We start from the raw sequence: 22954 nt of genomic DNA, 5'->3' as shown, positions 1-22954 counted from the left end.
GATTCCAAACGTCCACGTCGTCGGCGCCCTCCCCCGGCACCGGACGGCGCAACACTTAGCCCTTGCGCTAACCATCGAGCTCGGCAATACTTAGCCTCATGGCACAGTATTCGGCGCAACTGGACGGCGTGTTCGTCGCCCTCGCCGACCCGACCCGGCGCGCCGTCGTCCGGCGCCTCGGCCACGGGCCCACGAGCGTCGGCGACCTCGCCCGCGAGTTCCCGATGACCCTCCCCTCGTTCATGAAGCACGTGCGGACGCTCGAGACGAACGGGCTCATCCGCACGGTCAAGACCGGCCGGGTGCGCACCTGCGTGCTCAACCGCGAACGGCTCACCCTCGTCGACGGCTGGCTCGCCGAGCAGCGCCGCATCTGGGACGAGCGCACCGACCGCCTCGAACAGTTCGTCACCGACCCGGAGGAGAACAGGCAATGAACCCCGACCTCGACCTCGGCCTGGAGCGGATCATCCGCGCGCCGCGCCCGACCGTGTGGAACGCCTGGGCCGACCCGTCCAAATTCGAGCGGTGGTGGGTCCCCGCCCCGTCCCGCTGCCGGGTGGAGCGGCTGGAGCTGCGGCCCGGCGGGGCGTTCGTGACGCGGATGAGCGACGACGGGGCCGAGTTCGTCCCGCACATGGACGCGTGCTTCCTCGCCGTCGACGAGCTGGAGCGGATCGTGTTCACCAACGCGATCGACAGCACCTGGCGTCCCGCCGCCCCGGCCCCGGTGCAGATGACCGCCACGATCACGCTGGGCGACCACCCGGACGGCACCGACTACCGGATCGTCGTCCGGCACGGTGACCCCGAGGCCCGCGCCCACCACGAGAAGCTCGGCTTCGCCGAGGGGTGGGGTTCGGTCGCCGGCCAGCTGGCCGCCTTCGCCGAGAGCCAGGCCGCGCGATGAAGATCACCCTCACCGAGTTCGTCACGCTCGACGGGGTCTGCCAGGGGCCCGGCTCGCCGGACGAGGACACCACCGACGGCTTCACCCGCGGCGGCTGGCTCGTGCCGCACATCGAGGGCGCGTTCGTCCAGCGCGTCTCCGGCTGGCTCGACCTCGCCGACGGGCTGCTGCTCGGGCGGCGCACCTACGAGGCGTTCGCGCGCGACTGGCCGAAGATCACCGACCCGGCCGACCCGTTCGCCGAACGTATGAACGCGCTGCCGAAGTACGTCGTGTCCGGCACCCTCACCGAGGGGACCTGGCACCCCACGACCGTGCTCGGCGGCGACCCGGTCCGGGCGGCCGCCGAGCTCAGGGAACGCCCCGGCCGCGAGCTCCAGATCCACGGCAGCGCCCGCCTCGGCGACACGCTGCTGGAGGCGGGCCTGGTCGACGTCCTCCGCCTCGTGGTCGCGCCCACCGTGGTGCGCACCGGCCGGCGACTGCTGAACGGCCCGGGCAGCACGTCCGGCCTGCGCCTCGTCCACCACGAGGCGACGCCGAACGGCCTGCTGCTCCTCGAGTACGAGACGACGGGCGCGGCGTCCCAGGGCGAGTACGAGGGCGTCGCCGCCTTCGTCTGACATCCGCCGGCGGGCCCAGAACGAGGCCCACCGGCAGGACGTCAGGAGCTCGTGAGGATGACGAGCCGCCGGGTCGCCCTGGTCATCGCGACGTACCGGTCGACCGCCCCTTCGATGCCGTCGCCGAACGCCTCCGGATCGACGAGGACGACCAGGTCGAACTCCAGGCCCTTGGCCAGCTCCGGGGTCAGCGACCGGACCCGGGCCCTCTCCTCGAACGTGGGATCGCCGATGACGCAGGCGACCCCGTCGGCGTTCCCGGCGAGCCAGGCGTCGAGGATCGGGCCCAGCTCCGCGACGGATCCGCGGGTCACGGGGATGCCGCTGCTCCGGATGGACGTCGGCACGTTGGCGTCCGGGAGCGCGGCCCTGATGACCGGCTCGGCCTCCGTCATGACCTCCTCGGGCGTCCGGTAGTTGATGCTCAGGGAGGCCAGGTCGATGCGGTCGAACCCGACACGTTCGAGCCGTTCCCGCCACGACTCGGTGAACCCGTGCCTGGCCTGGGCACGGTCGCCCACGATGGTGAAGCTCCGGGACGGGCAGCGGACCAGCAACATCTGCCATTCGGCGTCGGTGAGCTCCTGCGCCTCGTCCACGACGATGTGCGCGAACGGGCCGGCGAGCAGGTCCGGCGGCGCGGTGGGCAGCTCGCTCTCGTCGACCAGGGTGTTCTTGGCGTCCTGGACCCGCAACATCGACACCAGGCCGTCGCCGTCGTCACCGTCGGCGCCGGAGTCGGCCGCCGCCTGGACGAGGTTGTCGACGACCTGCGCCATGCGTTCGCGCTGGGCGGCGAGGGAGGCCTCCTGCCGGCGCTTGCGGCGTGAGGCCTCCGGGTCGCCGAGCCGCTGCCGGGCCGCGTCCAGCAGCGGCAGGTCCGAGACCGTCCAGGCCCGGGCGTCCGCACGCTGGAGTCTCCGGACGTCGTCAGGGCTCAGCCAGGGCGCGCACATCCGCAGGTAGGCGGGGACCGACCACAGATCTCCGACGAGGTCGGCCGGCTCGATCATCGGCCAGGCCCGGTTGAGGGCCATGAGGAGCTCCCGGTCGCGCAGCAGGGACTTGCGGAGCAGGTCGGGCGGGACCTCACCGTCGTGCTTGTCGGTGAGGATCGTGAGCAGCTCCTCCAGGACGTGGTCGCGCGCCTCGTTGTGCGGGGTGCCGGGATCCGGCGCCCGGAACGCCTCGGCCCATTCGTCGGCGCTCAGCCAGATGTCGGCCCAGGGCGTCGTGACCGTCATCCCCTTGGCGGGCGGGTTCTCGTAGAACCTGACGGCCTTCTCGATCGCCTTCACCATGCCGGCCGAGGACTTCAGCAGGGCCACGTCCGGGTCGGGCTCGGGCGCCGCCGCGGCCCCTTCGGGCAGGAGGTCCCGCAGGGTGCAGGTCTGCACCCCCTCCTCGCCGAGGCTGGGGAGGACGTCGGACACGTAGGCCAGGTAGGGCTGATGCGGGCCGACGAACAACACCCCGCCCCGGCGATGACCGAGGCGCGGGTCCGAGTAGAGCAGGTAGGCGGAACGGTGCAGGGCGACGACCGTCTTGCCGGTTCCCGGGCCTCCGTCGACGACGAGGGCGCCGCGCGATCCGGCCCGGATGATGGCGTCCTGGTCGGCCTGGATGGTGCCGAGCACGTCGCGCATCCGGCTCGACCTGTGGCCGCCGAGGCTGGCGATGAAGGCGGACTGGTCGTCGAGCGCGGCGTGCCCTTCGAGCCCGTCCGGGGTGAACACCTCGTCCCAGTAGTCGCTGATCCGGCCGCCCGTCCAGCGGTACCGGCGGCGGCTCACCAGCCCCATCGGCCTGGCGTGGGTCGCGCCGAAGAACGGCTCCGCCGCGGGAGAACGCCAGTCGAGCAGCAGCCGTCGGCCGGTGTTGTCGGTGAGGCCGAGGCGCCCGACGTACACGGGCTCGGAGTCGTCCGCGGCGACGATGCGCCCGAGGCAGAGGTCCATGCCGAACCTGCGCAGGGTGCGCAGGCGGGCGGCCAGCCGGTAGATCTCCAGGTCCCGCTCCAGCGCCGCCTGGCCGCTGCCACCGGGCGCCCTGCGCTCGGCGTCGAGACGCCCGGACACGTCCGCGATCGCCTGCTCGAGGCTCTCCGCGATCGCCGCGAAGTGTTTCTCGTCGCCGGCGACCAGCGCCGGGTCGGCCTTGGCGGCGAGGTTTTCGGGCAGGTCGAACGCACCGGTGGTCAAGCGCACTCCCGCATCCCCGTTCCCCCCGCGCGATCCGTACGCCGTTCGCATTCCACATACCCCGTTTCCGCAGGTTCTGGCTCCGGCCGATGATTCTGCGGCACGACCGGGGCCTTGTGGCAAGGCCCCCGGTGCGCTATACGTTGAGAGTGGAGAGGGGTGGGTGCTCCCCCTATTCGTCCGGGAAAGAGAAGTACAAGGACGTGGCGTAGAACGAGCCGAAGTGCTCGGGCCAGTCCCGGCGCAGCGAGCTCAGCCAGTCCGGCTCCTCGCCCCTGATCGCCGCCTCGGCCCGGGCCACCGACGACGGGATGTCGTACCGCACCAGATCCTCGACCGCCGCCTGCGGCTCGTCCCCGCCCAGCGAGACGATCTCGCCCGTCTCCAGCAGGAAGTGGCTGCTCTTCTGCTCCTCCAGGTGCGCGACGGTCTTCGTCACCATCGCGTCGAACTCGCCCCGGTCGGGCACCTCCCCTTCGCCGACCACCCGCAGCAGGCCGGTGAGCAGCTCGGCTCCGCCGGCGAAGTCGGCGGCCACGCCCAGCGGCCCGTTCCAGATCATGGACGGGACGACGGCCGGTGCGCGCCCTGCCAGCAGGTGGTGCGCCAGCGGGACGCTCCAGTTGTGCTCGGAGACGCATCGCACGGGCCGGGGGCTCGCCTCGTCCGTGGGCAGGGAGTCGGCCGCGTAGAGGTAGGAACGGTTCGCCATGGCGGCAACCGTAGAGGCCTCCACCGACATACGGCACCCGCAGCGGCGGCGGCACTGGCGGCGGCCTTGGCGGCGGTCAGGGCTCCTCGGGGCCGGCCGGGACGTGGAGGAGGGCGAGCAGCTTGCGGCGGAGGTCGCTGAAGCCCGGGGAGTCGACGGAGCGCGGATGGCCGAGATCGACCTCGATCTCCTCGGCGATGCGGCCGCCGTCCAGGACGAGGAGCCGGTCGGAGAGCAGCAGCGCCTCCTCGACGTCGTGGGTGACCAGCAGGGCGGCGAAGCCGTGCTTGGCGCGCAGCCTGCCGAACAGGGCCTGCATCTTCAGCCTGGTCAGCGCGTCGAGCGCGCCGAACGGCTCGTCCAGCAGCAGCAGGTCCGGCTCGCGGACCAGGGCACGGGCGAACGCGACCCGCTGGGACTGCCCGCCGGACAGCTCCGAGGGCCACGCGCGGCCGCGGTCGGCCAGGCCCACCTCTTCGAGCGCGGTCGCCGCGCGTTCCCGGGTGTCCTGCCCGCGGACGCCCAGCGCCACGTTGTCGGCCACCCGTTTCCACGGCAGCAGCCGGTGCTCCTGGAACACCACGGCCTTCGACCCGGCGGTCGTGAACTCGCCCGACGCCTCCTCGTCGATCCCCGCCAGGATCCGCAGGAGCGTGCTCTTGCCCGACCCGCTGGCGCCGAGCAGGGCGACGACCTCGCCCTGCCCGATCCGCAGGTCGACACCGTCCAGGACCGTCGCCTCGCCGAAGGCCCGGCGGATCCCGGTGGCGGCTACGACGCCTGGAGGCCGCGACGCCATGACAACACTCTCCTTTCGGCGGTGCGCAACGCCAGGTCGGACAGCAGGCCGAGGGAGGCGTACACGAGCAGGCCGAGGACGACGACCTCCGTCTGGCTGAAGTCGCGGGCCTCCATCATCATGAAGCCCAGCCCGCTCTGCCCGTTGACCTGCTCGCCGACGACGAGGCTGAGCCAGCCCGCGGCGAACGCCAGCCGCAGGCCGAGGAACAGGGACGGCATCGCGCCCGGGAGCACGACGTGCCGGATACGTTCGAGCTGGGTGAGGCCGCAGGTCCGGGCGGCCTCGACCAGCCTCTCGTCGATGTCGCGGATGCCGGCGTAGGTGTTGAGGTAGATCGGGAAGAACGCGCCCAGCGCCACGAGCGAGATCTTCAGCGACTCGCCGATGCCCACCCAGATGATCAGCAGCGGGACGAGCCCGAGGTGCGGCAACATCCGGGCGGCCTGCACGGGCGGGTCGACGAGGTCGTCCCCGATCCGCAGCAACCCGGCGACCGAGCCGAGGACGAGGGCGAGCGAGCCGCCGATGAGGAGCCCGATGACGGCCCGTTCCACCGACTCCAGCAGGTGCCGGCCGAGCGATCCGTCCAGGGACAGCTGCCAGGCCGCCTCCGCGACCAGGCTCGGCGCGGGGAGCTTGTCGGGCGGGATGACGCCCGCCCGGGCCGCGCCCTCCCAGGCGGCGACGAGCACGATCGGAGTGATCAGCCTCCGTGGCCTGAACCTCACTTCAGCAGGTCCGAGTAGCTCGGGTCGATCAGGCTCTTGACGTCGACCTTCCGGGGGATGAGCTCGAGGTCGGTGAACCCGTCCGCGATCTGCTGGATCTCGCCGCCGATCGTGGCGTCCACCGGCGCGAGCGGCTGCGCGCTGCGGGCGAGGGCGCGGCGGGCGACGTCCTCGGGGATCTTCAGCTCGGGGGCGAGCAGCGTGACCCGGTCGTCGGGGTTGGCGATGCCCCAGTCGGTGACCTCGCGGTAGACCTTCAGGTACTCGCGGATCAGGTCGGGCTTCTCCTTCAGGGCGTCGGGCGACACCAGCAGGTACTCGCGGTTGTGGGCGAGGCCGCTGGCGTCGGCGAGGACCTTCACGCCCGGCTTCTCGGCGAGCGCGAAGTACGGGTCCCAGATGATCCAGGCGTCGACCTGGTCGTTGTCGAACGCGGGCCGGGCCTCGGCCGGCTTGAGGTACCGGACCTCGATGTCGCTGATCTTCATGCCGTTGGCCTCGAGCAGCTTGACCAGCAGCCAGTTGACGTTCGAGCCCTTGTTGAGCGCGACCTTCTTGCCCTTGAGGTCCTTGAACGAGGTGAACCCGCTCTTCTCCTTGACCAGGACGGCCTCGCCCTTGGGCACCGGCGCCGAGGTGGCGATGATCTTGAACTTGGTGCCGCCGGCCGCGGCGAAGATCGGTGGGGCCTCGCCCACCTGGCCGATGTCGATGGCGCCGGCCTTGAGCGCCTCGGTCAGCGCCGGGCCGCTCTCGAACAGCGACCAGGTGGCCTTCGGGGCCGCCCCCTTGGCCTTGACCAGGCTGAGCCCGCCGAAGCGCTGGTAGCCGACGCGCAGCCGGTCCTTGTCGGCCTTCTTCTCACCTCCCCCGCAGGCCGCGAGGCTGCCGGCAAGGGCGAGCACGCCGAAGAACGCGATGATGCGGCGCATGGGGGGTCTCCTCTAGTGAAACGCAACAAACGGCCGCAAGTATCACCTAAAACCTACTTTTTGTATAGGCATAGTAGGGATTTACTGCCACGGTCGACGCCGGACGGTCGCGGACCCGGGGCGGAGCGTGACATTCCGACGCCCTATCGTGGTGGTCATGCGTGCTGTCACCTACGACTCGTATGCCAAGGACAACTCGCGCCTGACGGCCGGTGAGGCGCCCGATCCCAAGGTCGGGCCCGGGCAGGTGCTGATCGAGGTGCGCGCGGCCGGCGTCAATCCGGTCGACTGGAAGGTCATGGCGGGCGGCCTCGACGGGATGATGGACGCGGTGTTCCCGGTCATCCCCGGCTGGGACGTCGCGGGCGTCGTCCGGGCGCTCGGCCCCGACACCCCGGAGTTCGCGCCCGGCGACGAGGTCATGGCCTACGCGCGCAAGGACGTCGTGCACGGCGGGACGTTCGCCCAGTACGTCGCGGTGGCGGCGACCTCGGTCGCGCACCGGCCCGCGGCCCTCGGCTGGGAGCAGGCCGCCGCCCTTCCGCTGGCGGGCATGACCGCGCAGCGCAGCCTGGACCGGCTCGACGTGGGCGCGGGCGACGTGCTGCTCGTGCACGGGGCCTCCGGGGGCGTCGGCGGTTTCGCCGTGCAGATCGGCCGCGAACGGGGCGCCCGCGTCATCGGCACCGCCTCCGAGCGCAACCACGACTACCTGCGGCGGCTGGGCGCCGAACCCGTCGCCTACGGGGACGGTGAGATCGACCGGATCCGCGACGCCGCCCCGGACGGGGTCACGGCCGTGGCCGACTTCGCGGGAGGCGCCCTCGACACCACCCTGGCGGTGCTCGCCGAGGGCGGCCGGCACGTGTCGGTCGCCGACGACACGGTGGAGCGCCACGGCGGCCACTGGATCTGGGTGCGTCCCGACGGCGCCAGGCTCGCCGAGCTGGGCGCGCTCGCCGACCGCGGCGCCCTCACGGTGGAGGTGGCCGAGACCTACCCGCTCGAACGGGTCGGCGAGGCCTTCGACGCCAGCCGCACCGGCCACACCCGCGGCAAGCTGGTCATCGTCCCCTAGTCACAAGGCTCCCGCGACCTCCGGACGTTATGCGGTCCTGCGAGGTCGGCGGGTGCCGAACCAGCCGAGGAACGCGGTGGCCGCGTCCTCGATGAAGGCCCCGGGCAGGTCGGAGCCGAACCGGCGGGCCGCGACGCCTCGCAGCCGGAATCCCGCCGTCGCCGACCCGGCCGCGGCCGTCGCCGCCAGCAGCGCGGACGTCCCGCCCCTGACGCCGTCGCGGCGGGCGACGGCTTTGCCGGCCGCCGCCGCGAACGCCAGCCGGGGCACCAGCCCCTGCGGGCTGACACGAGCAGGCGTGGCGGGGTGTTTGTCCACGCCGAGCTCGGTCGCCGACATCAGCCCGGTCAGCGTTTTGCCCGCGGGATGAGCGAGGCGTCCCGCCACACCCGGATCGGTGCGGTCGGAACGCAGCGCGAGTGCGGTGAATCCCGCCGAGGAACGACATCCCGTCGCCGCTCCGAGGGCGGCGGCGCGCACCAGCTCCGAACGCGCGGGGCGTTCGACGGTCGGGCCTCCTGAGTCCAGGTCCTCGTCCGCGCGGAAGAGCGCGGTGAGCGTCGCGTGCGTGGCCAGCCCGTAGACCAGGTGAGGGATCGCGTCGGACGCCCAGTCCGCGGCGCCCCACGTCCGCGGATCGGAGACCTTGAGCCGGCTGATCGCCAGGTCGGTCGCCGCCATCGCCGCGGCACCGAGCAGCGGCCCGCCGATGACGGTCGGCAGCCGGATCCCGGCGGCGCGCAGGCCCCCCGCCAGCGCTCCCACGGCGACCCCGGTGAAACCGCCGCTCAGCGCCCCCAGCCCTTCCAGCCGGTTGTCGCGCTGGACGCCCGCCCCCGGCACGTTCAGCCCGGCCCGTCCGGCCAGCCGGTCCGCCACGATGGCCGGGACGCTGCTCGCCGGACGGCCCCGTACCGCCATGTCCGCCTCGGTCGTCGCGTTCAACGCCGTCGTCCCGGCGGCACCGGCCACGGCGCCGCGCACCAGGCCCTTCCACAGTGAGGTCACACCCGAACGGCTACCCAAGTGATCAGCACTTACGCCTTCGGGTCCGCCTGTGGCCCGGGAATCCGACGATCAGTTGTCCGCGCTGTCGATCTCGTCATGACCGGGGCCCGGCGGCGTGAAATGCGGCGATTCACGGCCGACGGCAGGGTTCAGCCGTCCTGGCCGCCGGAGGCGGCGCGGCCGGGGCGGCCGGTGGCGCGGTCGGGGCGGGCCGTGTAGGCGGCTCGGCTGGCCTCGATCTCGGCGATGTGCTCGATCGCCCAGCCGGCGAGGGCGAGCGCCGGCTGGATGAGGCTCTTTCCGGTGGTGGTCAGCGCGTACTCGACCCGCGGCGGGACCTCCGCGTACGCGGTCCGGGACACCAGGCCGTCACGCTCCAGGTTCCGGAGGGTCAGGGTCAGCATGCGCTGCGAGATGCCGGGGATCTGCCGTTGCAGGTCGGTGAAGCGCAGGCGGCCCTGGTCGAGGGTCGTGACGATCAGCAGGGTCCACTTGTCGCAGATCCGGTCCAGCACGGCGCGGATCGTGCGCCCGCCGTCTCCCCTGATCATGCAGGTGTGCTCGTACTCCGACATACCGCTCCCACTGCCTCGGGCACACGCGTGTGCCTTTTGTACGTCCCCCGACCGTGACCCATGATGGGGCAACTTACTCCTGGTAACCATCCTGCAAGGAGCCTCAATGGACGTCGCCTACTGGATCGTCGCCGTGCTGCTGGCGGTGTTCTACCTCTACGCCGGCGGCAAGAAGGTCCTGCAGAGCCAGGAGCAGCTCCAGCCGATGATGGGATGGGTCGACCGTGTCCCCATGCCCGCCGTCAGGCTCATCGGGACGCTGGAGGTCCTCGGCGCGATCGGGCTGGTCCTGCCGCCGCTGACCGGCATCGCGGCCTGGCTGGCCATCGCCGCGGCGATCGGGCTCGTCCTGATCCAGGTCGGGGGCATCGTGGTGCACGTGTCCCGCGGGGAGACCAAGGTGATCGGGCTGAACATCGCCCTGCTGGTGGCCGCCGCGGCGGCGGCGTGGCTCGGCACCACCTGGCTCTGAGGCCGTGGTCAGGTCCGCGTGATGGGTCTGTTGCGGTGCCGGTATTCGGTGGGGGTCAGGCCCACCAGGTGCTTGAAGCGGCGGGCGAAGTAGGTCGGGTCGGGCCAGCCGACGGCGGCGCCGACCCGGGCGACCGGCAGGGTGGAGTTCACCAGCAGCGCCGCCGCCCGCTCGGCTCTCACGCGGGCCAGGAAGCCGAGCGGGGTGAGGCCGGTGTACTGCCCGAACAGCCGTCCGAGATAGGCGGGGTCGAGGTTGACGGCCCGGGCGAGGTCGTCCAGCCGCCACTGGTCGGAGGGTGCCGCTTCGAGGCGTTCGATGGTCTCGGCGACCGCGGGGTGCACGGTGGATTCGAGGGCGTCGGCCTCGGGCTCCTCGCTGTCGGCCATGATGCCCAGCACGGTGATCAGGTGGCCGAGCATCCGGCCGGGCCGCCGCCGGCCGGCGCGCAGGTCCCGCTGGAGCCGCGCGATCTGCTCGATGGCCTCGTCCGCGTCCGGCGGATCGAGGGACCGGACCGCCACGCCGCGGGCGCCGTTGGACACGGGGTCGGTCCACAACAGGCGGCGCAGCAGGGGCAGCCGGTAGAGCTCGGCCCGGAGAGCGTGCGCGGACAGGCAGCAGTTGGCCACGGTGAGCCCCGCGCAGCCGGTGAACGCGTGCCACGCGCCGGGGCGCACCACGATCGCGTCGCCGTGCCGCAACGGGCGTTCGCCGACGCTGGTCACGTGCGTTCCGCCGCCCGGCCCGATGATCGCGATCTCGAGGAAGTCGTGGGTGTGCGGCTCGATGCCGGTGGACAGATGGTGGAGGCCGCCCCAGACCGGGCCGTCGGTGAACAGCTCGTGCTCGTGCAGGGTGACGACCATGTCGGGATCGTACGAGTCTTCGCCGGGATCGGCCTAGCCCGCCGCGGCCCCTCCCCTTGAGGCTGGGCTCATCCCCACGGATGGAGATCCCATGATGAACGCCCCAGCGGACACCGACCTCGACGCCGATGGCCGGGTCTCGCAGCAGCTCGTCGACGCGTACCGCCAGGACGGCTTCGTCCGAGTCCGCGGTGTCCTGGACCAGGGCGAGATCGAGCGGTTCAGGGCCGCGGCCGAGGACTACCTGGAGACCCATCGCGCGGAGAGCCTGGAGACCGGCGCGACCTTCAGCCAGCTGGTGAACGTCTGGCGGCGGGACCCGACGCTGCGCGACCTCACGCTGGACCGGCGGCTGGGACGGATCGCCGAACGGCTCGCCGGGTTCCCGCTGCGGCTCTGGCACGACCAGATGCTGGTCAAGGAACCGCACAGCGACACCGCCACGGAGTTCCACCAGGACCGCCCGTACTGGCCGCACGCCGGCGACCGGCTGCCCCTCTCCGCCTGGATCGCGCTGGTCGACGTGCCGCCGGAACGGGGGTGCATGACCTTCCTCCCCGGCACCCAGCACCGGACCGGCCTGCGTTCGCAGGACCTGCACGACGCGGAGGACCTGTTCGCGGCCGACCCGTCGCTGCGCTGGGCGCCTCGCGTCACCCTCCCGCTGCGGGCCGGCGACTGCACGTTCCACAGCGGGTACACCGGGCACATGGCGCTGCCGAACCGGACCGGAACGGCCCGGCTGGCGCACGTCACCATCTACATCGACGCGGACACCGCCTACAGCGGCGCCGCCCATCCCGTGACCGACGGTCTCGGCCTCACGCCGGGAAGCCGGCTCGACGGCGAGGACTTCCCGCGCCCGTGGGCCTGAGACGTCACTGAAGCATGAGGATCGGGAGGATGATCGACGACGCGGCGTGGTCGAGCTGGAGCGTGATCCCGGTCAGCGACGTGGTGACGAAGCCGTTGCCGACCAGGAGCAGGGGGCCGCTGACCGCGTTCTTGGCGGGCGGGCCGCCGAGCAGCGCGCTGACCCGCTCGACGACGCCGGAACCGGCGAAACGGGGGGCGGGCCCGGAAGGTTGCGCGAGCGCGACCTTGGCGATCGTGCGGGCGACCGCCCGAGCGCCCCGCTGATCGCCGGCATGAGCGCGAGCGGCAGGAACGTGAACCAGTTCACGCGCGCTCCCCCGGCGGACGCAGGATCTCGCGGAGGCTGCGCACCTCGTCCGCGCTCAGCGTCTCGACGAACCGGCTGAGGACGCTGCCGGGGTCGTTGGCCCGGCGCAGGTGGTCGTGCATGCGGTCGGCCACCAGCTCCGACTCGTCGACGATGAGCTCGTAGCGGAAGTGCCGGCCCTCGCGGGTCCGGGTGACCAGGCCCTTGTCGAGCAGCCGGAACAGGATGGTGTTGACCGTGGTGTACGCGGGATCGCCCGACAGCCGTCCCAGCAGGTCCGAGGTGCCCGCGCTGCCGCCGCACGCGGCGAGCGCGGCGAGCACCTCGGCCTCCAGCTGCCCCAGCGACCTGCGGCTCACGCCCTCACCTCCGTGCCCCCGGGCGGCGGACGTCCGGTTCCCGATCGATCGGCGACGGCGACGGTGCCGCGCACCACCGTTGTTACCACACGTGTCGCAGTTCGACGGGCGCGGATCAGTCCGTGGAGTCGAGCTCCGGAAGGTTCTCCGCCAGCGGCACGAACTCGGTCACCGACAACAACCCGTCGCCGTCGGTGTCGTACTCGGCGAACAGCGCCTTGACGAGCCCGGACAGGTCGTCCACCTCGGCTTCCGGGAACATCCCGGCGATCGCCGCGGTCACCTCGTCCACGGTGAGCCGGCCGTCCCCATCGGTGTCGTAGCGGGCGAACACCACTTCGTACTGATCCGACATGATTCCCTTCCCCAGAGGTGAGAGTGGTCCACGATCGTAACGTCAGCCGACCAGCGCGGTCTGGATGAGGCGCGCCCCGCGCCGCCGTTCCCACAGCGTGCCGCGGCCGGCCGGTAGCGGGCGGCCCTTGAGGTCTCCCAGCAGAACGCCCTCGTCCTTGTTGCCGGACATCAGCAGGCCGGGCGAGCCCATCTCCTTGATGCGCTGCAGGACCGGGTCGTACATGCCGCGGCCGGCACCGCCGGAGGACCGGGACACGATCACGTGCAGGCCGATGTCGCGCGCCTGCGGCAGCAGCTCGGCGAGCTGGGTCACGGGGTTGCTGGACGTGGCCACCAGGTCGTAGTCGTCGATCACCAGGTAGAGGTCGGCGCCGCTCCACCACGACCTGTCGCGCAGCTGGCCGGGGGTGAGATCGGCCGGCGGGAGCCGGTCCTTGAGCGCTCCCGCCACGTCCTTGACCAGGGACGCGGCGGCGGAGGCGGAGGCGGCGTAGCCGATGCGGTGATCGGTGTCGGCGTGGTCCAGCAACGAGCGCCGGTAGTCGAGGAAGACCATCCGGGCCTCCTGCGGGGTGTGGCGGTCGATGACGCCCTGGGTGATCAGCTTGAGCAGGTTGGACTTGCCGCACTCGTTGTCGCCGACGACCAGGAAGTGCGGGTCCGTGGAGAAGTCGAGGTGGACGGGCTGAAGGGCGTCCTCGTCGATCCCGATCGAGATCCGCGTCCCGGTCCCGTCCGGGCCGGGAAGCTCGGAGCCGGGGAGAACGGCCGGCAACATGCGCACCCGCAGGGCCTCCGGCCGCCCCTTCCAGGCGTCCCTGACCGCATTGATCATGCCGGTGGGGCCCGTCCCGAGCGGGTGGTCGCCGCCGTCGATCCGGGGCAGGGCCGCGAGGAAGTGCGCCCTGTCCCGGGTCAGGCCGCGGCCCGGCCTGTTCGCGGGGACCGCGGCGGCCACCCTGCGGTCGATCTCCGACTCGAACGGGTCGCCCAGCTTGAGCTCGACCCTCGTCCCGAACAGGTCGCGGATGCCGAGGCGGAACTCCGACCACTTGAGCGCCGAGGCGATCACGTGGACGCCGTAGCCGAGGCCGCGCGCGGCCAGGTCGGTGATGACCGGTTCGAGGCCCTCGTAGTCCTGGCGGAGCGTCCCCCACCCGTCCACCACCAGGAACACGTCACCACGGCCGTCACCGTCGGGCAGGTCCCGGTAGGCGCGGATCGACTCGATGCCGCGCTCGGCGAACTCCCGCTCGCGGCGCTCCAGCAGCGCGACGACCTCGGCGACCGTCCGGCGCACCCGGTCGGCCTCCAGGCGGTTGGCGACGCCGCCGACATGGGGCAGGTCCCGGAACGACCGGAGCGTGCCGCCGCCGAAGTCCAGGCAGTAGAACTGGACCTCGGCCGGCGTGTGCGTGAGCGCCAGCGAGGAGATCAGGGTGCGGACGAGGGTCGACTTGCCGCTCTGCGGCCCGCCCACGAGACCGGCGTTCCCCGCCGCGCCGGACAGGTCCAGCAGGTACGGGACGCGCTTCTGTTCGAACGGGAGGTCCACGACGCCGGCGAGAGCGGTCAGCCTGCCGCGCAGGTCCGGATGTGCCGCGATGAGCCCGTGCTCCGGGGTCACCGCCAGGTCGGGGAGCAGCCGGTCGAGGGTCGGCGGCTCGTCCAGCGGGGGCAGCCAGATCTGGCGGGCCGGCGGGCCGTGCCCCTCCAGCCGCCGGATGATGACGTCGAACAGCGTCTCCACGCCGGAGGCCGCGCGTGTCTCCCCGGAAGAAGCCGCCGCCGGGTGCGCTGTGGAGTTCGCGGCAGGGCTCACCGGGCTCGAGACGAAGGCCGCGCGGAACCACGCCATCGGCTCGGTGCCGACCTTCATGTAGCCGTGGCCCGGCGCCGACGGCAGCTCGTAGGCGTCCGGCGCTCCCAGGACGACGCGGGACTCCATCGCGGAGAAGGTCCGCAGCCCGATGCGGTAGGAGAGATGGGTCTCCAGGCCGCGCAGCTTGCCCTCCTCCAGGCGCTGCGAGGCCAGCAGGAGATGCACGCCCAGGGACCGGCCGATCCTGCCGATCATCACGAACAGGTCGGCGAACTCGGGCTTGGACGTGAGCAGCTCGGTGAACTCGTCCAGCACGATGAACAGGGTCGGCATCGGCGGCAGGTCGTGCTTGTGCCTGCGCGCCTTGTCGTAGTCGCGCAGGGAGGCGAAGTTGCCGCTGGAGCGCAGGTGCTCCTGGCGCCGGACCAGCTCGCCCTCCAGCGCCGCGTACATGCGGTCGACCAGGGGGAGGTCGTCCTGGAGGTTGGTGATGACGGCGGCGACATGCGAGAGGCGCTCCATGCCCGCGAACGTCGCGCCGCCCTTGAAGTCGACGAGCACGAGGTTGAGCTGCTCGGACGAGTGCGTCAGCGCCAGGCCGAGCACCAGCGTGCGCAGCAGCTCGGACTTGCCGGAGCCGGTGGCGCCGATGCAGAGGCCGTGCGGCCCCATGCCGTCCTGCGCCGACTCCTTGATGTCGAGGGCGACCACCTCGCCCTCGGCGTCCACGCCGACCGGCACCCGGAGGAGGTCGGCGCCCGACCGCGGGCGCCAGAGCGCGGCGGGATCGATGGCGTGCGGGTCGTCGATGCCGAGCAGGCGGGTGAGGGTCACGGGTTCGCCCGCCAGGATCTGCTTGCGCATGGCGGCGTCGAAGTCGGCCCTCAGCGCCGCGTTCTCGGCGCGCAGCCGGTCACGTTCGGCCGACCAGGCCGGCTGGACGGGCGGCCCCGGCGGCTGGGCGCCCGCGCCGGCGCCGGGCGGGAAGCTGAGCACGGGCGGCGAGCCGGCGATGCCCTGGCCCGGCACGATCGCCGGCGGGACGGAGGCCGGCGGGGCGTGGACGGCCGCGGCCGACATCATCCGCCGGGCGTTGTGCTCGGCCTCGGTGATGATGGAGCTCGCCATCCGGCGGGCCTCGTCGATGATCGTGGCCGTCTGTTCCCTGGCCGCGGCGACCGCCGCCGCGCGCGCCGCGGTGACGGCCTGCTCGCGGGCCTCGGCGATGATGGCGGCCGCCTCCTCGCGGGCCTGCTCGCGGGCCTGGTCGAGGATCTCCGCGGCGTGCTCCCGCATCTCGCCGAGCACCCGTTCGCGCAGCCTGTCGAGGTCGATGCCCTCGCCCTGCGGCCGCCGCTTCTCCGCGCCGGCGATGTTCTGCCAGGCCAGCGTCCAGGGACCGAGCTGCGCCTCCGGAACACCGCACTCCCGGAGGAACGCGGTGAAGACGACCTTCCGCGGGAACCTGCGGCCCAGGAGCATGTCCGAGATCGTGGACCTGGTCAGGGGCGTCCGCGCCTCGCACGTGCGCGCCTCCAGGCCGCGGATCGAGACGTCCGCGCGGGCGAACAGGTGGTTGAGGACCTCGGCGAGGTCCTCCCGGCACGACACCGAGCCCAGGGACGGCACGAGGTCGTCGGTACGCGGAGCATCCCCCTCGTCGATCACACGGCCCCCGGCTGACGATGTCCGACAATGTCCGCCAGCGTACGGGGAGTGGCCGCCGACCGGCGGCTGATCGGCCCGATCCGGAGGGCGTGTGTCCCGTTCCAGCCGGGCCTCGGCCCGGTCCGGAGCGACCTTGTCCGGCGGCCTTCCGGCCACCCGCGCGGCCCCTGTTCCGTTGTCCCTGCCGCGACCGGGACGACCCCCTGCCGCGGCGGGAAGGACAGGTAAGCGCTCATGAACACGCGTCCCATCGCCAGGCGCCAGGAGACCGGGACCGGCCCCGCGAACGGCCGGAGCCCGGCGAACGGCCAGAGTCCCATGGCCGACCAGAGCCCCATGGACGACCAGAGCCCGGCGGCCGACCGGTACTGGCGGATCCGCACGATCCTGGAGTTCGCCCGCTTCGTGATCTGGGTCGGGATCCAGGTCGTCTGGGAGACCGTGCTCCGCGGTTAGCCACCGCGGGTGAACGGCGGCCGCCCCGGCACGCCGGCTCGCGAACGGCGGCCGCCTCCCTCACGGGGAGGCGGCCGCCCGCCCGCGTTCTACGGGCCGATGCCGGTGAGGGCGACCATCAACGGCAGGCCGAGGATGATCAGGATGGCGCCGAGGATGTCGAAGACGAACCCGGACCGGACCATGGTGGTGATCGGCACCACGCCGGACCCGTACGCGATGGCGTTCTGCGGGGTCGAGACCGGCAGCATGAAGCCGAACGAGGCCGCGAACGTGGCCGCCAGCGCGGGGACGAAGGGATCGACGCCCGCCGCCGTCGCGATCGGGATGATGATCGGGACGACGACGGCCGCCGACGCGGTGTTGCTGGTGGTCTCCGAGATGACGATCGCGAGCACCGCGGCGAAGGCCGTGATGGCGAACAGGCTCGACAGGCCGAGGGCGTCGGAGGCCTCGTTGCCGATGGTCTTGGCCAGGCCGGTGTCCTCCAGCAGCGCGCCGAAGATGATGCCGGTGCCGAACAGCAGGATGGTGCCCCAGTCGATGCGGGCGGCGTCGCTCCAGTTGAGGGTGGCCTCGCGGCGTCCCCAGTTGGTCGGGAGCAGGAAGAGCAGCGACGCGCCGAGCACGGCGACGATGCCCTCGTTGAGCCGGCCGCTGATCGTGTCGTAGACCGACGAGTCGGTGCCGGCGACGAGCGCGACGACGCCCGGGAAGATCCAGAGGGCGACGGTCACGCCGAACGCGATCAGAGTGTTGATCTCGGCGCGGGACAGCGGGCCGAGCGCGGCGCGTTCCTCCCGTACGTACTCCTCCACGCCCTCGATGTGCCGGATCTCGGGCTTGTTGAGCAGCAGCAGGACCACCACGAGGACGACGAACATCGCGGCGCAGAGCGGCAGGGCGGTCACCATCCACTGGGCGAACGAGATCTTCTCGCCGGTGGCCTCCTCGATCAGCCCGCGGCCGATGAGGTTGGGCGGGCTGCCGACCGGGGTGAGGAGCCCGCCGACGCTGGCCCCGTACGCGAGCATCAGCACGAGGGCCGCGCCGACCCGCAGCCGGGCCGGGTCGAAGTCCGGGGCGACTAGCTCGCGGTCCTGGAGCAGCTTGGCGATGACCGTGAGGATGCCGAGCGCGGTCGGCAGCAACATCGCGACCGTCGCGGTGTTGGACACGAACGCCGACAGCAGGCAGGTGACCAGGCCGAACGCGACGATCGTCCGGAACGTGGAACGGCCGACGCCGGGCAGCGACAGGATGAAGAACGCGAACCGCCGCGCGACGCCGTGTTTGAGCATCGCCTGGGCGAGGATGAACGCGCCGATGAACGTGAAGATCGTCGTCGAGCCGAACGGTTCGAGCGCGTCCGCCGCCGGCACCACGCCGAAGAGCACGATCGCGCTGACGCCGATGAGGCCGCCGACCGGGATCGGCACCGGCTCGGTCACCCACAGGACGATCACGCCGAGCAGGATCCCGGCGAGCGTCTGCTGGGTCGGGGGCATGTCCAGGGGCAGGATCAGGAAGACGGCCGACACCAGCGGCGCCAGCCACAGCCCGGTCGTCCGGCGTCCCCGTTCGAAACGTTCCTCGGCCGGCGAGAGCCGTTGTTCACCGAGGCTGCGGTAGGTCGCGTGGGTCAGCAGGGCCTTGGAAACGTCCGTCTTGTTGGCGGGTACGGTCTCGTCGGAGGTCACCGGACCACTCCTCGGCACGTCGACTCATTGGGTCGTTCCTGTAATGTCCGTCACACCAGCGCCCCCGTCATCCCCTGAATCAAGACGGGTTCACTACTTGGGTAAGAGGCTCTGCCTATAGGTCCGTCCGTGGGCCGGCCCGGAGGCCCGCCCGCAGGCAGGACGGAAGGAGCCGCCCCGTGGACGTCCGGCAGCTGGAGTACTTCCTCGCCGTCGTCGACCACGGGGGCTTCAACCGGGCGGCCGCCGCCCTGTTCATCGCGCAGCCGTCGTTGTCGCAGGCCATCCGCCAGCTGGAGAAGGACCTCGGCAACCCGCTCTTCCACCGCATCGGCCGCCGGGTCGTCCTGACGGAGGCGGGGAACGCGCTGATCGGGCCCGCCCGGCAGGCCGTCCGCAGCCTGGAGGTCGCCCGCGAGAGCGTGAGCGCCGCGCGGGGCATGCGGACCGGCCGCGTCACGATCGCGTCGATGCCCTCACCGGCGGTCGAGCCGCTCAGCAGCATGATCCACGCCTTCGCCGGGCGGCACCCCGGGGTGGAGGTCGTCCTGAAGGACGCGCCGGTGCCCGAGGCCGTCGTCGACGCCGTCCGCCAGGGCGTGACCGAGCTCGGGCTGCTGTCGGCGACGGATCCGCCCGCCACCTCGGAGGTCGACGTCCACCTGGTCGAGGAGCAGCGGCTCGTGCTGATCTCCCCGCCGGACGGGCCGTTCAGCGCCGGTCCGCCGCTGCCGCGCGAACGCCTCGCCGGGCAACGCCTGATCGTCGGCGAGCGGGGCACCGCCATCCGCCGGCTGGTCGAGGAGATCCGGGCGTCGGGCGTCGACCTGTCGATCGCGGTGCAGACCGAGCACCGCGAGGCGATCCTGCCGCTCGTCCTCAAGGGCGTCGGGGTCGGCGTCCTCGCCGAGGCGTGGCGCCCGCTGGCCCTGCGCGCGGGCGCGGTGGTCCTCGACCTGGACCCGCCCGCGTCGATACGCCTGTGCATGGTGAGCCGGAAGGGCTGGCTGAGCCCGGCCGCGGGGGAGTTCCTGGCGACGGCGCTGGCCGTCGACCCGGCCGCCAGGAGCTACCGCTGAGCGTTCGGGCGGACGTTCACCGATAGGCGCCGCCTATGAGACCGATCGACGATCGGTCTTGGACGGGCACCGAGCGCGGTTGTTCCAATCGGCCCATGACCGAGCAGCACCATCGCATCGCCCTGATCCCCGGTGACGGCATCGGCGCCGAGGTCGTCCCGGCCGCGCGCCGCGTCCTGGACGCCGTGAGCGAACGGCACGGCATCGGCCTCACCTACACCGAGCTGGACTGGTCCTGCGAGCGCTACCTGAACGAGGGCGCGATGATGCCGGACGACGGCCTGGAGCGACTCGGCGAGCACGACGCCATCCTGCTCGGCGCCGTCGGCTATCCCGGCGTGCCCGACCACGTCTCCCTCTGGGGCCTGCTGATCCCCATCCGCCGGCACTTCCGCCAGTACGTCAACCTGCGCCCGATCCGCGTCTTCGAGGGCGTGCCGAGCCCGCTGCGCGACGCCGCGCCCGGCGAGGTCGACTTCGTGATCGTCCGGGAGAACGTCGAGGGCGAGTACAGCCAGATCGGCGGCCGCCTCCACCAGGGGTTCCCCGAGGAGATCGCCGTCCAGGAGGCGGTCTTCACCCGGGCCGGCGTGACGCGCATCCTCGACTACGCCTTCGGCCTCGCGGCCCGGCGCGGCGGGTACCTCACGTCGGCCACCAAGTCCAACGGCATCGTGCACACCATGCCGTTCTGGGACGAGCTCGTCGCCGAACGCGCCGCCGTCCACCCCGGCGTCTCCTGGGACCAGGAGCACATCGACGCGCTGGCCGCGAAGTTCGTCCTTCAACCGGCCCGCTTCGACGTGGTCGTCGGGTCCAACCTCTTCGGCGACATCCTCAGCGACCTGGCCGCGGCGGTCGCGGGCAGCATCGGCATCGCGCCCTCGGCCAACCTCAATCCCGAACGCGACTTCCCGTCGATGTTCGAGCCCGTCCACGGCTCGGCCCCCGACATCGCGGGCCGCGGTGTCGCCAACCCGCTCGGCACCATCTGGTCCGCCGCCCTGATGCTCGACCACCTCGGCCACGCCCGCGCCGCGGCCGACATCACCGACGCGATCACCGCGGTGCTCGCCAAGAGCACCGTCCGCACACCCGACCTGGGCGGCTCCGCCACCACTGACGAATTCACCGCCGCCCTCGTCGAGACCCTCTGACGGCTCGTTCAACGCCAGACGATCGCCCCGAGCTCGTAGTGCTCGTTGAAGCCCGGGGCCGGGCCGTGGGGGTGCCGCACGCTGGCCGGGTCACGATGCGGCCACATAGACATAGATGTCTGACAGTTGCGGAGATCGCTTCCGTCCGTTCGCCCGCCGACGATAGATTCCGATCATGAGCTGGGACGGCGACGGGGTGCTGGCGGGCCGGTACCGGAACCTGGGCCGGATCGGCCAGGGCGGCATGGGCTCGGTGTGGCGCGCCCACGACACCGACCTCGACCGCGAGGTCGCCGTCAAGGAGCTGCGGGTGCCCGAACAGGTCACCGAGCAGGAACGGCGCGTCTGGTACGCGCGGATGGAACGGGAGGCCCGCGCCGCCGCCCGCCTCAGGCACACCGGCATCGTCACCGTCTACGACCGGGTGATGGGCGGCGACGGCCGTCCGTGGATCGTCATGGAGCTGGTCCGCGGCCGCTCCCTCGAGAACCTGCTGGACGAGCAGGGATCGCTCCCCCAGGCGCAGGTCGCCGCGATCGGCCTCGCGATGCTGGACGCCCTCTCCGCCGCCCACGCGCAGGGCGTCGTGCACCGCGACGTCAAACCCGCCAACGTGCTCCTCGAAGACGACCGGGTCGTCCTCACCGACTTCGGCATCGCCGCGGTCGAGGGCGACATCACCATCACCCGCTCCGGCACCGTGCTGGGCACGCCCGCCTACATGTCCCCCGAACAGGTCGAAGGCAAGGCCATCACCCCGGCCTCCGACCTGTGGTCCCTGGCCGCGACCCTGTACGCGGCGGTCGAGGGCCACCGCCCGTTCGACGGCCCCAGCCACGGCGCGGTGTTCGTCGCCATCGCCACCCGGCAGCCGCCCCCGCCCCAGTGCGGCGGGCCGCTCGCACAGGTTCTGAACGGCCTCCTCCGCAAGGACCCCGGCGAACGGCTCTCCCCCGCCCAGGTCCGCGACCTGCTCAACACCGCGCTCAACCCGACCCCCGCCCCAGGCCCCGCGGCCCCGACCACGGCCGAGCCCAGGCCCCCCGCCACACCCCCGCCGCCCCGCACCGCGTTCCTCCGCCCGCCTGACCGCACCCCGCCCCGCCGTGGCCAGACGATCCTCGTCAGGGCCTCCCTCCTCTGCACCGCACTCGCCGTCCTGACCTTCCTGGCCGGTCCATGGCGGGGTACCAGCGGAATGCCCCCCATCGAGATGTTGACGGCGGGACAGGCCGCGCTCCTGCTGCTACTGCCCTTGGTCGGAGCGTTCATCGTCCTGTGCGGGCTGTGGTTCCTGCCACACCGGCCGACGCTCGTCCTCGCTCTCGTGTTCGCGACCCTCGTCGGCGTCCACACGGAAATTCTCGGTGTGTTCGCGTACAGGCACGGCGGTCTTCCGCGCGTCGAGCCCAACGTCGGCTTCGAGATCTCCTGGGTGCTGAGCACGCTCGCGCTCATGTTCATCTTCGCCGCGGTGAACCCGTCCCTCGCCGAACGGGTGACCGACCCGCCCGCCCGCCTCGCCCTGCTCGCCATGGCCGTGCTCGCCGAGTGCCTGGTGGCCCTCCTCTGGGTCGTGCCCATCTACGCGTTCGCAGGCGCAGAACTGCAACTGGACACGTCCCACAGCACCCCCCTCATCGCTCCCCTCCTGCTTTTCGGCCTCCTGTGGCTGGGCGCCCAACCCTTCATCTGGTCGAGCAAGGTCAGAGCCGAGTTCTCCCGCCACTAGAGGAACGGCCATAAGCGACGCCCAGCGCCTCTTCCGGAACGCCCGTCGGGCACCCGAAAACCCTTTGACCGGCGCACGCCCCTGGTCGTTACGCTCCCGGTGCCCCGCGCGGCCACCGATCCCCGAGAGGCCCTTCGATGTCGCTGGAATGCGTCAACCCCGCGGACCTGCCGGTCCCGTCCACGTACACCCAGGTCGTCGTCGCGACCGGCACCCGCCTGGTGTTCGTCTCGGGCCAGGAACCCGAGGACGTGCACGGCACCCTGGTCGGCCGCGGCGACCTGAGCGCCCAGGCCCACCAGGTGTTCGCCAACCTCGGCCGCGCCCTCACCGCCGCCGGCGCCCGTCCCGACCAGGTCACCAAGCTCACCATCTACGTCGTCGCCCACCGCCGCGAGTACCTCCCCCTGATCGAGGAAGCCCGCGTGTCCCTCTTCGGCGACCACAAACCGGCCGACGCCCTCATCGGCATAGAACGGCTCTCCAACCCCGACTACCTCATAGAAGTAGAAGCCATCGCCGTCAATTAAA

The 22954-nt window shown here is 72.1% G+C and carries 24 protein-coding genes; 12 read left to right on the top strand and 12 right to left on the bottom strand.

Annotation, left to right across the window (positions count from 1 at the left end; translation table 11 throughout):
* Window positions 1–98: 98 nt before the first annotated feature.
* From ABZ810_RS01800 to ABZ810_RS01790, 3 genes are read left to right on the top strand one after another with little or no spacing between them, the layout of a single operon-like run.
* Window positions 99–437 (top strand): metalloregulator ArsR/SmtB family transcription factor, encoded by a 339-nt coding sequence (locus ABZ810_RS01800; protein ID WP_358397910.1) that lies wholly within the window; start codon window positions 99–101, stop codon window positions 435–437.
* A complete protein-coding gene (locus ABZ810_RS01795; protein WP_358397908.1) occupies window positions 434–910 on the top strand; it encodes an SRPBCC domain-containing protein in 477 nt (158 codons plus the stop codon). Before ABZ810_RS01800 ends, ABZ810_RS01795 begins: the two co-directional genes overlap by 4 nt.
* Window positions 907–1533, top strand: coding sequence for a dihydrofolate reductase family protein (locus tag ABZ810_RS01790; RefSeq protein ID WP_358397905.1), 627 nt, complete (start codon window positions 907–909; stop codon window positions 1531–1533). Before ABZ810_RS01795 ends, ABZ810_RS01790 begins: the two co-directional genes overlap by 4 nt.
* Window positions 1534–1574: 41 nt before the next feature.
* Here the strand turns inward: ABZ810_RS01790 and helR are convergent, their stop codons facing one another.
* From helR to ABZ810_RS01765, 5 genes are all read right to left on the bottom strand, one after another.
* Window positions 1575–3785 carry an RNA polymerase recycling motor ATPase HelR gene (gene helR / locus ABZ810_RS01785; protein ID WP_358397903.1) on the bottom strand — a complete coding sequence of 737 codons (2211 nt, stop codon included), beginning with the start codon at window positions 3783–3785 and terminating at the stop codon, window positions 1575–1577.
* A gap of 121 nt (window positions 3786–3906) precedes the next feature.
* Window positions 3907–4446 carry a hypothetical protein gene (locus tag ABZ810_RS01780; protein WP_358397901.1) on the bottom strand — a complete coding sequence of 180 codons (540 nt, stop codon included), beginning with the start codon at window positions 4444–4446 and terminating at the stop codon, window positions 3907–3909.
* 76 nt (window positions 4447–4522) lie between these two features.
* Window positions 4523–5245: an ABC transporter ATP-binding protein gene (locus ABZ810_RS01775; protein ID WP_358397899.1), complete on the bottom strand. Its 723-nt coding sequence runs from the start codon at window positions 5243–5245 to the stop codon at window positions 4523–4525.
* The gene (locus ABZ810_RS01770) at window positions 5218–5976 is read right to left on the bottom strand and encodes an ABC transporter permease (protein ID WP_358397898.1); all 759 of its coding nucleotides are present in this window, start codon (window positions 5974–5976) and stop codon (window positions 5218–5220) included. Before ABZ810_RS01770 ends, ABZ810_RS01775 begins: the two co-directional genes overlap by 28 nt.
* Window positions 5973–6908 carry an aliphatic sulfonate ABC transporter substrate-binding protein gene (locus ABZ810_RS01765; RefSeq protein WP_358397896.1) on the bottom strand — a complete coding sequence of 312 codons (936 nt, stop codon included), beginning with the start codon at window positions 6906–6908 and terminating at the stop codon, window positions 5973–5975. Before ABZ810_RS01765 ends, ABZ810_RS01770 begins: the two co-directional genes overlap by 4 nt.
* Window positions 6909–7065: 157 nt before the next feature.
* Between ABZ810_RS01765 and ABZ810_RS01760 the strand changes: the two genes are divergently transcribed.
* The gene (locus tag ABZ810_RS01760) at window positions 7066–7986 is read left to right on the top strand and encodes an NADP-dependent oxidoreductase (protein WP_358397893.1); all 921 of its coding nucleotides are present in this window, start codon (window positions 7066–7068) and stop codon (window positions 7984–7986) included.
* A 27-nt stretch (window positions 7987–8013) separates the two neighbouring features.
* On the opposite strand, the gene ABZ810_RS01755 is transcribed toward ABZ810_RS01760, so the two are convergent.
* Together ABZ810_RS01755 and ABZ810_RS01750 are read right to left on the bottom strand one after the other, a co-directional pair.
* Entirely contained in the window at window positions 8014–8994 is a 981-nt protein-coding gene (locus ABZ810_RS01755) for a hypothetical protein (RefSeq protein ID WP_358397891.1), read from the bottom strand.
* Between the two features lie 149 nt (window positions 8995–9143).
* Complete coding sequence (locus tag ABZ810_RS01750; protein WP_358397889.1) at window positions 9144–9569, bottom strand: helix-turn-helix domain-containing protein; 426 nt, start codon at window positions 9567–9569, stop codon at window positions 9144–9146.
* Between the two features lie 106 nt (window positions 9570–9675).
* On the opposite strand from ABZ810_RS01750, the gene ABZ810_RS01745 reads away from it, so the two are divergent.
* Complete coding sequence (locus ABZ810_RS01745) at window positions 9676–10041, top strand: DoxX family protein (protein ID WP_358397887.1); 366 nt, start codon at window positions 9676–9678, stop codon at window positions 10039–10041.
* Window positions 10042–10049: 8 nt separating this feature from the next.
* Here ABZ810_RS01745 and ABZ810_RS01740 read toward each other — a convergent pair whose 3' ends face one another.
* Window positions 10050–10910, bottom strand: coding sequence for an AraC family transcriptional regulator (locus ABZ810_RS01740; RefSeq protein ID WP_358397884.1), 861 nt, complete (start codon window positions 10908–10910; stop codon window positions 10050–10052).
* A 94-nt stretch (window positions 10911–11004) separates the two neighbouring features.
* Between ABZ810_RS01740 and ABZ810_RS01735 the strand changes: the two genes are divergently transcribed.
* Window positions 11005–11784 (top strand): phytanoyl-CoA dioxygenase family protein, encoded by a 780-nt coding sequence (locus ABZ810_RS01735; RefSeq protein WP_358397882.1) that lies wholly within the window; start codon window positions 11005–11007, stop codon window positions 11782–11784.
* Window positions 11785–11813: 29 nt separating this feature from the next.
* A complete protein-coding gene (locus ABZ810_RS01730; protein WP_358397879.1) occupies window positions 11814–12050 on the top strand; it encodes a hypothetical protein in 237 nt (78 codons plus the stop codon).
* A 39-nt stretch (window positions 12051–12089) separates the two neighbouring features.
* On the opposite strand, the gene ABZ810_RS01725 is transcribed toward ABZ810_RS01730, so the two are convergent.
* From ABZ810_RS01725 to eccCb, 3 genes are all read right to left on the bottom strand, one after another.
* Complete coding sequence (locus tag ABZ810_RS01725; RefSeq protein WP_358397877.1) at window positions 12090–12452, bottom strand: BlaI/MecI/CopY family transcriptional regulator; 363 nt, start codon at window positions 12450–12452, stop codon at window positions 12090–12092.
* 115 nt (window positions 12453–12567) lie between these two features.
* On the bottom strand, window positions 12568–12807 hold the full coding sequence (locus ABZ810_RS01720; protein ID WP_358397876.1) for an EF-hand domain-containing protein: 240 nt from the start codon (window positions 12805–12807) through the stop codon (window positions 12568–12570).
* Between the two features lie 42 nt (window positions 12808–12849).
* The gene (gene eccCb, locus ABZ810_RS01715; RefSeq protein ID WP_358397875.1) at window positions 12850–16299 is read right to left on the bottom strand and encodes a type VII secretion protein EccCb; all 3450 of its coding nucleotides are present in this window, start codon (window positions 16297–16299) and stop codon (window positions 12850–12852) included.
* 234 nt (window positions 16300–16533) lie between these two features.
* Between eccCb and ABZ810_RS01710 the strand changes: the two genes are divergently transcribed.
* Window positions 16534–16755 carry a hypothetical protein gene (locus ABZ810_RS01710; RefSeq protein ID WP_358397872.1) on the top strand — a complete coding sequence of 74 codons (222 nt, stop codon included), beginning with the start codon at window positions 16534–16536 and terminating at the stop codon, window positions 16753–16755.
* Between the two features lie 89 nt (window positions 16756–16844).
* On the opposite strand, the gene ABZ810_RS01705 is transcribed toward ABZ810_RS01710, so the two are convergent.
* On the bottom strand, window positions 16845–18455 hold the full coding sequence (locus tag ABZ810_RS01705; RefSeq protein ID WP_358397870.1) for a DASS family sodium-coupled anion symporter: 1611 nt from the start codon (window positions 18453–18455) through the stop codon (window positions 16845–16847).
* A gap of 179 nt (window positions 18456–18634) precedes the next feature.
* Here ABZ810_RS01705 and ABZ810_RS01700 point away from each other — a divergent pair, with 179 nt between their 5' ends.
* The 4 genes from ABZ810_RS01700 (at window position 18635) to ABZ810_RS01685 (ending at window position 22953) form a co-directional block, all read left to right on the top strand.
* Window positions 18635–19534, top strand: coding sequence for a LysR family transcriptional regulator (locus tag ABZ810_RS01700; protein ID WP_358397868.1), 900 nt, complete (start codon window positions 18635–18637; stop codon window positions 19532–19534).
* Between the two features lie 95 nt (window positions 19535–19629).
* Window positions 19630–20691, top strand: coding sequence for a tartrate dehydrogenase (locus ABZ810_RS01695; RefSeq protein WP_358397866.1), 1062 nt, complete (start codon window positions 19630–19632; stop codon window positions 20689–20691).
* A gap of 175 nt (window positions 20692–20866) precedes the next feature.
* The gene (locus tag ABZ810_RS01690) at window positions 20867–22423 is read left to right on the top strand and encodes a serine/threonine-protein kinase (protein WP_358397863.1); all 1557 of its coding nucleotides are present in this window, start codon (window positions 20867–20869) and stop codon (window positions 22421–22423) included.
* Window positions 22424–22560: 137 nt separating this feature from the next.
* Window positions 22561–22953 carry a RidA family protein gene (locus ABZ810_RS01685; protein WP_358397860.1) on the top strand — a complete coding sequence of 131 codons (393 nt, stop codon included), beginning with the start codon at window positions 22561–22563 and terminating at the stop codon, window positions 22951–22953.
* The last annotated feature ends 1 nt before the right edge of the window (window position 22954 follow it).

It is taken from the genome of Spirillospora sp. NPDC047279 (assembly GCF_040643285.1).
Taxonomy (GTDB): Bacteria; Actinomycetota; Actinomycetes; order Streptosporangiales; family Streptosporangiaceae; genus Spirillospora.
This window is presented reverse-complemented; position numbering and strand designations above follow the sequence as displayed.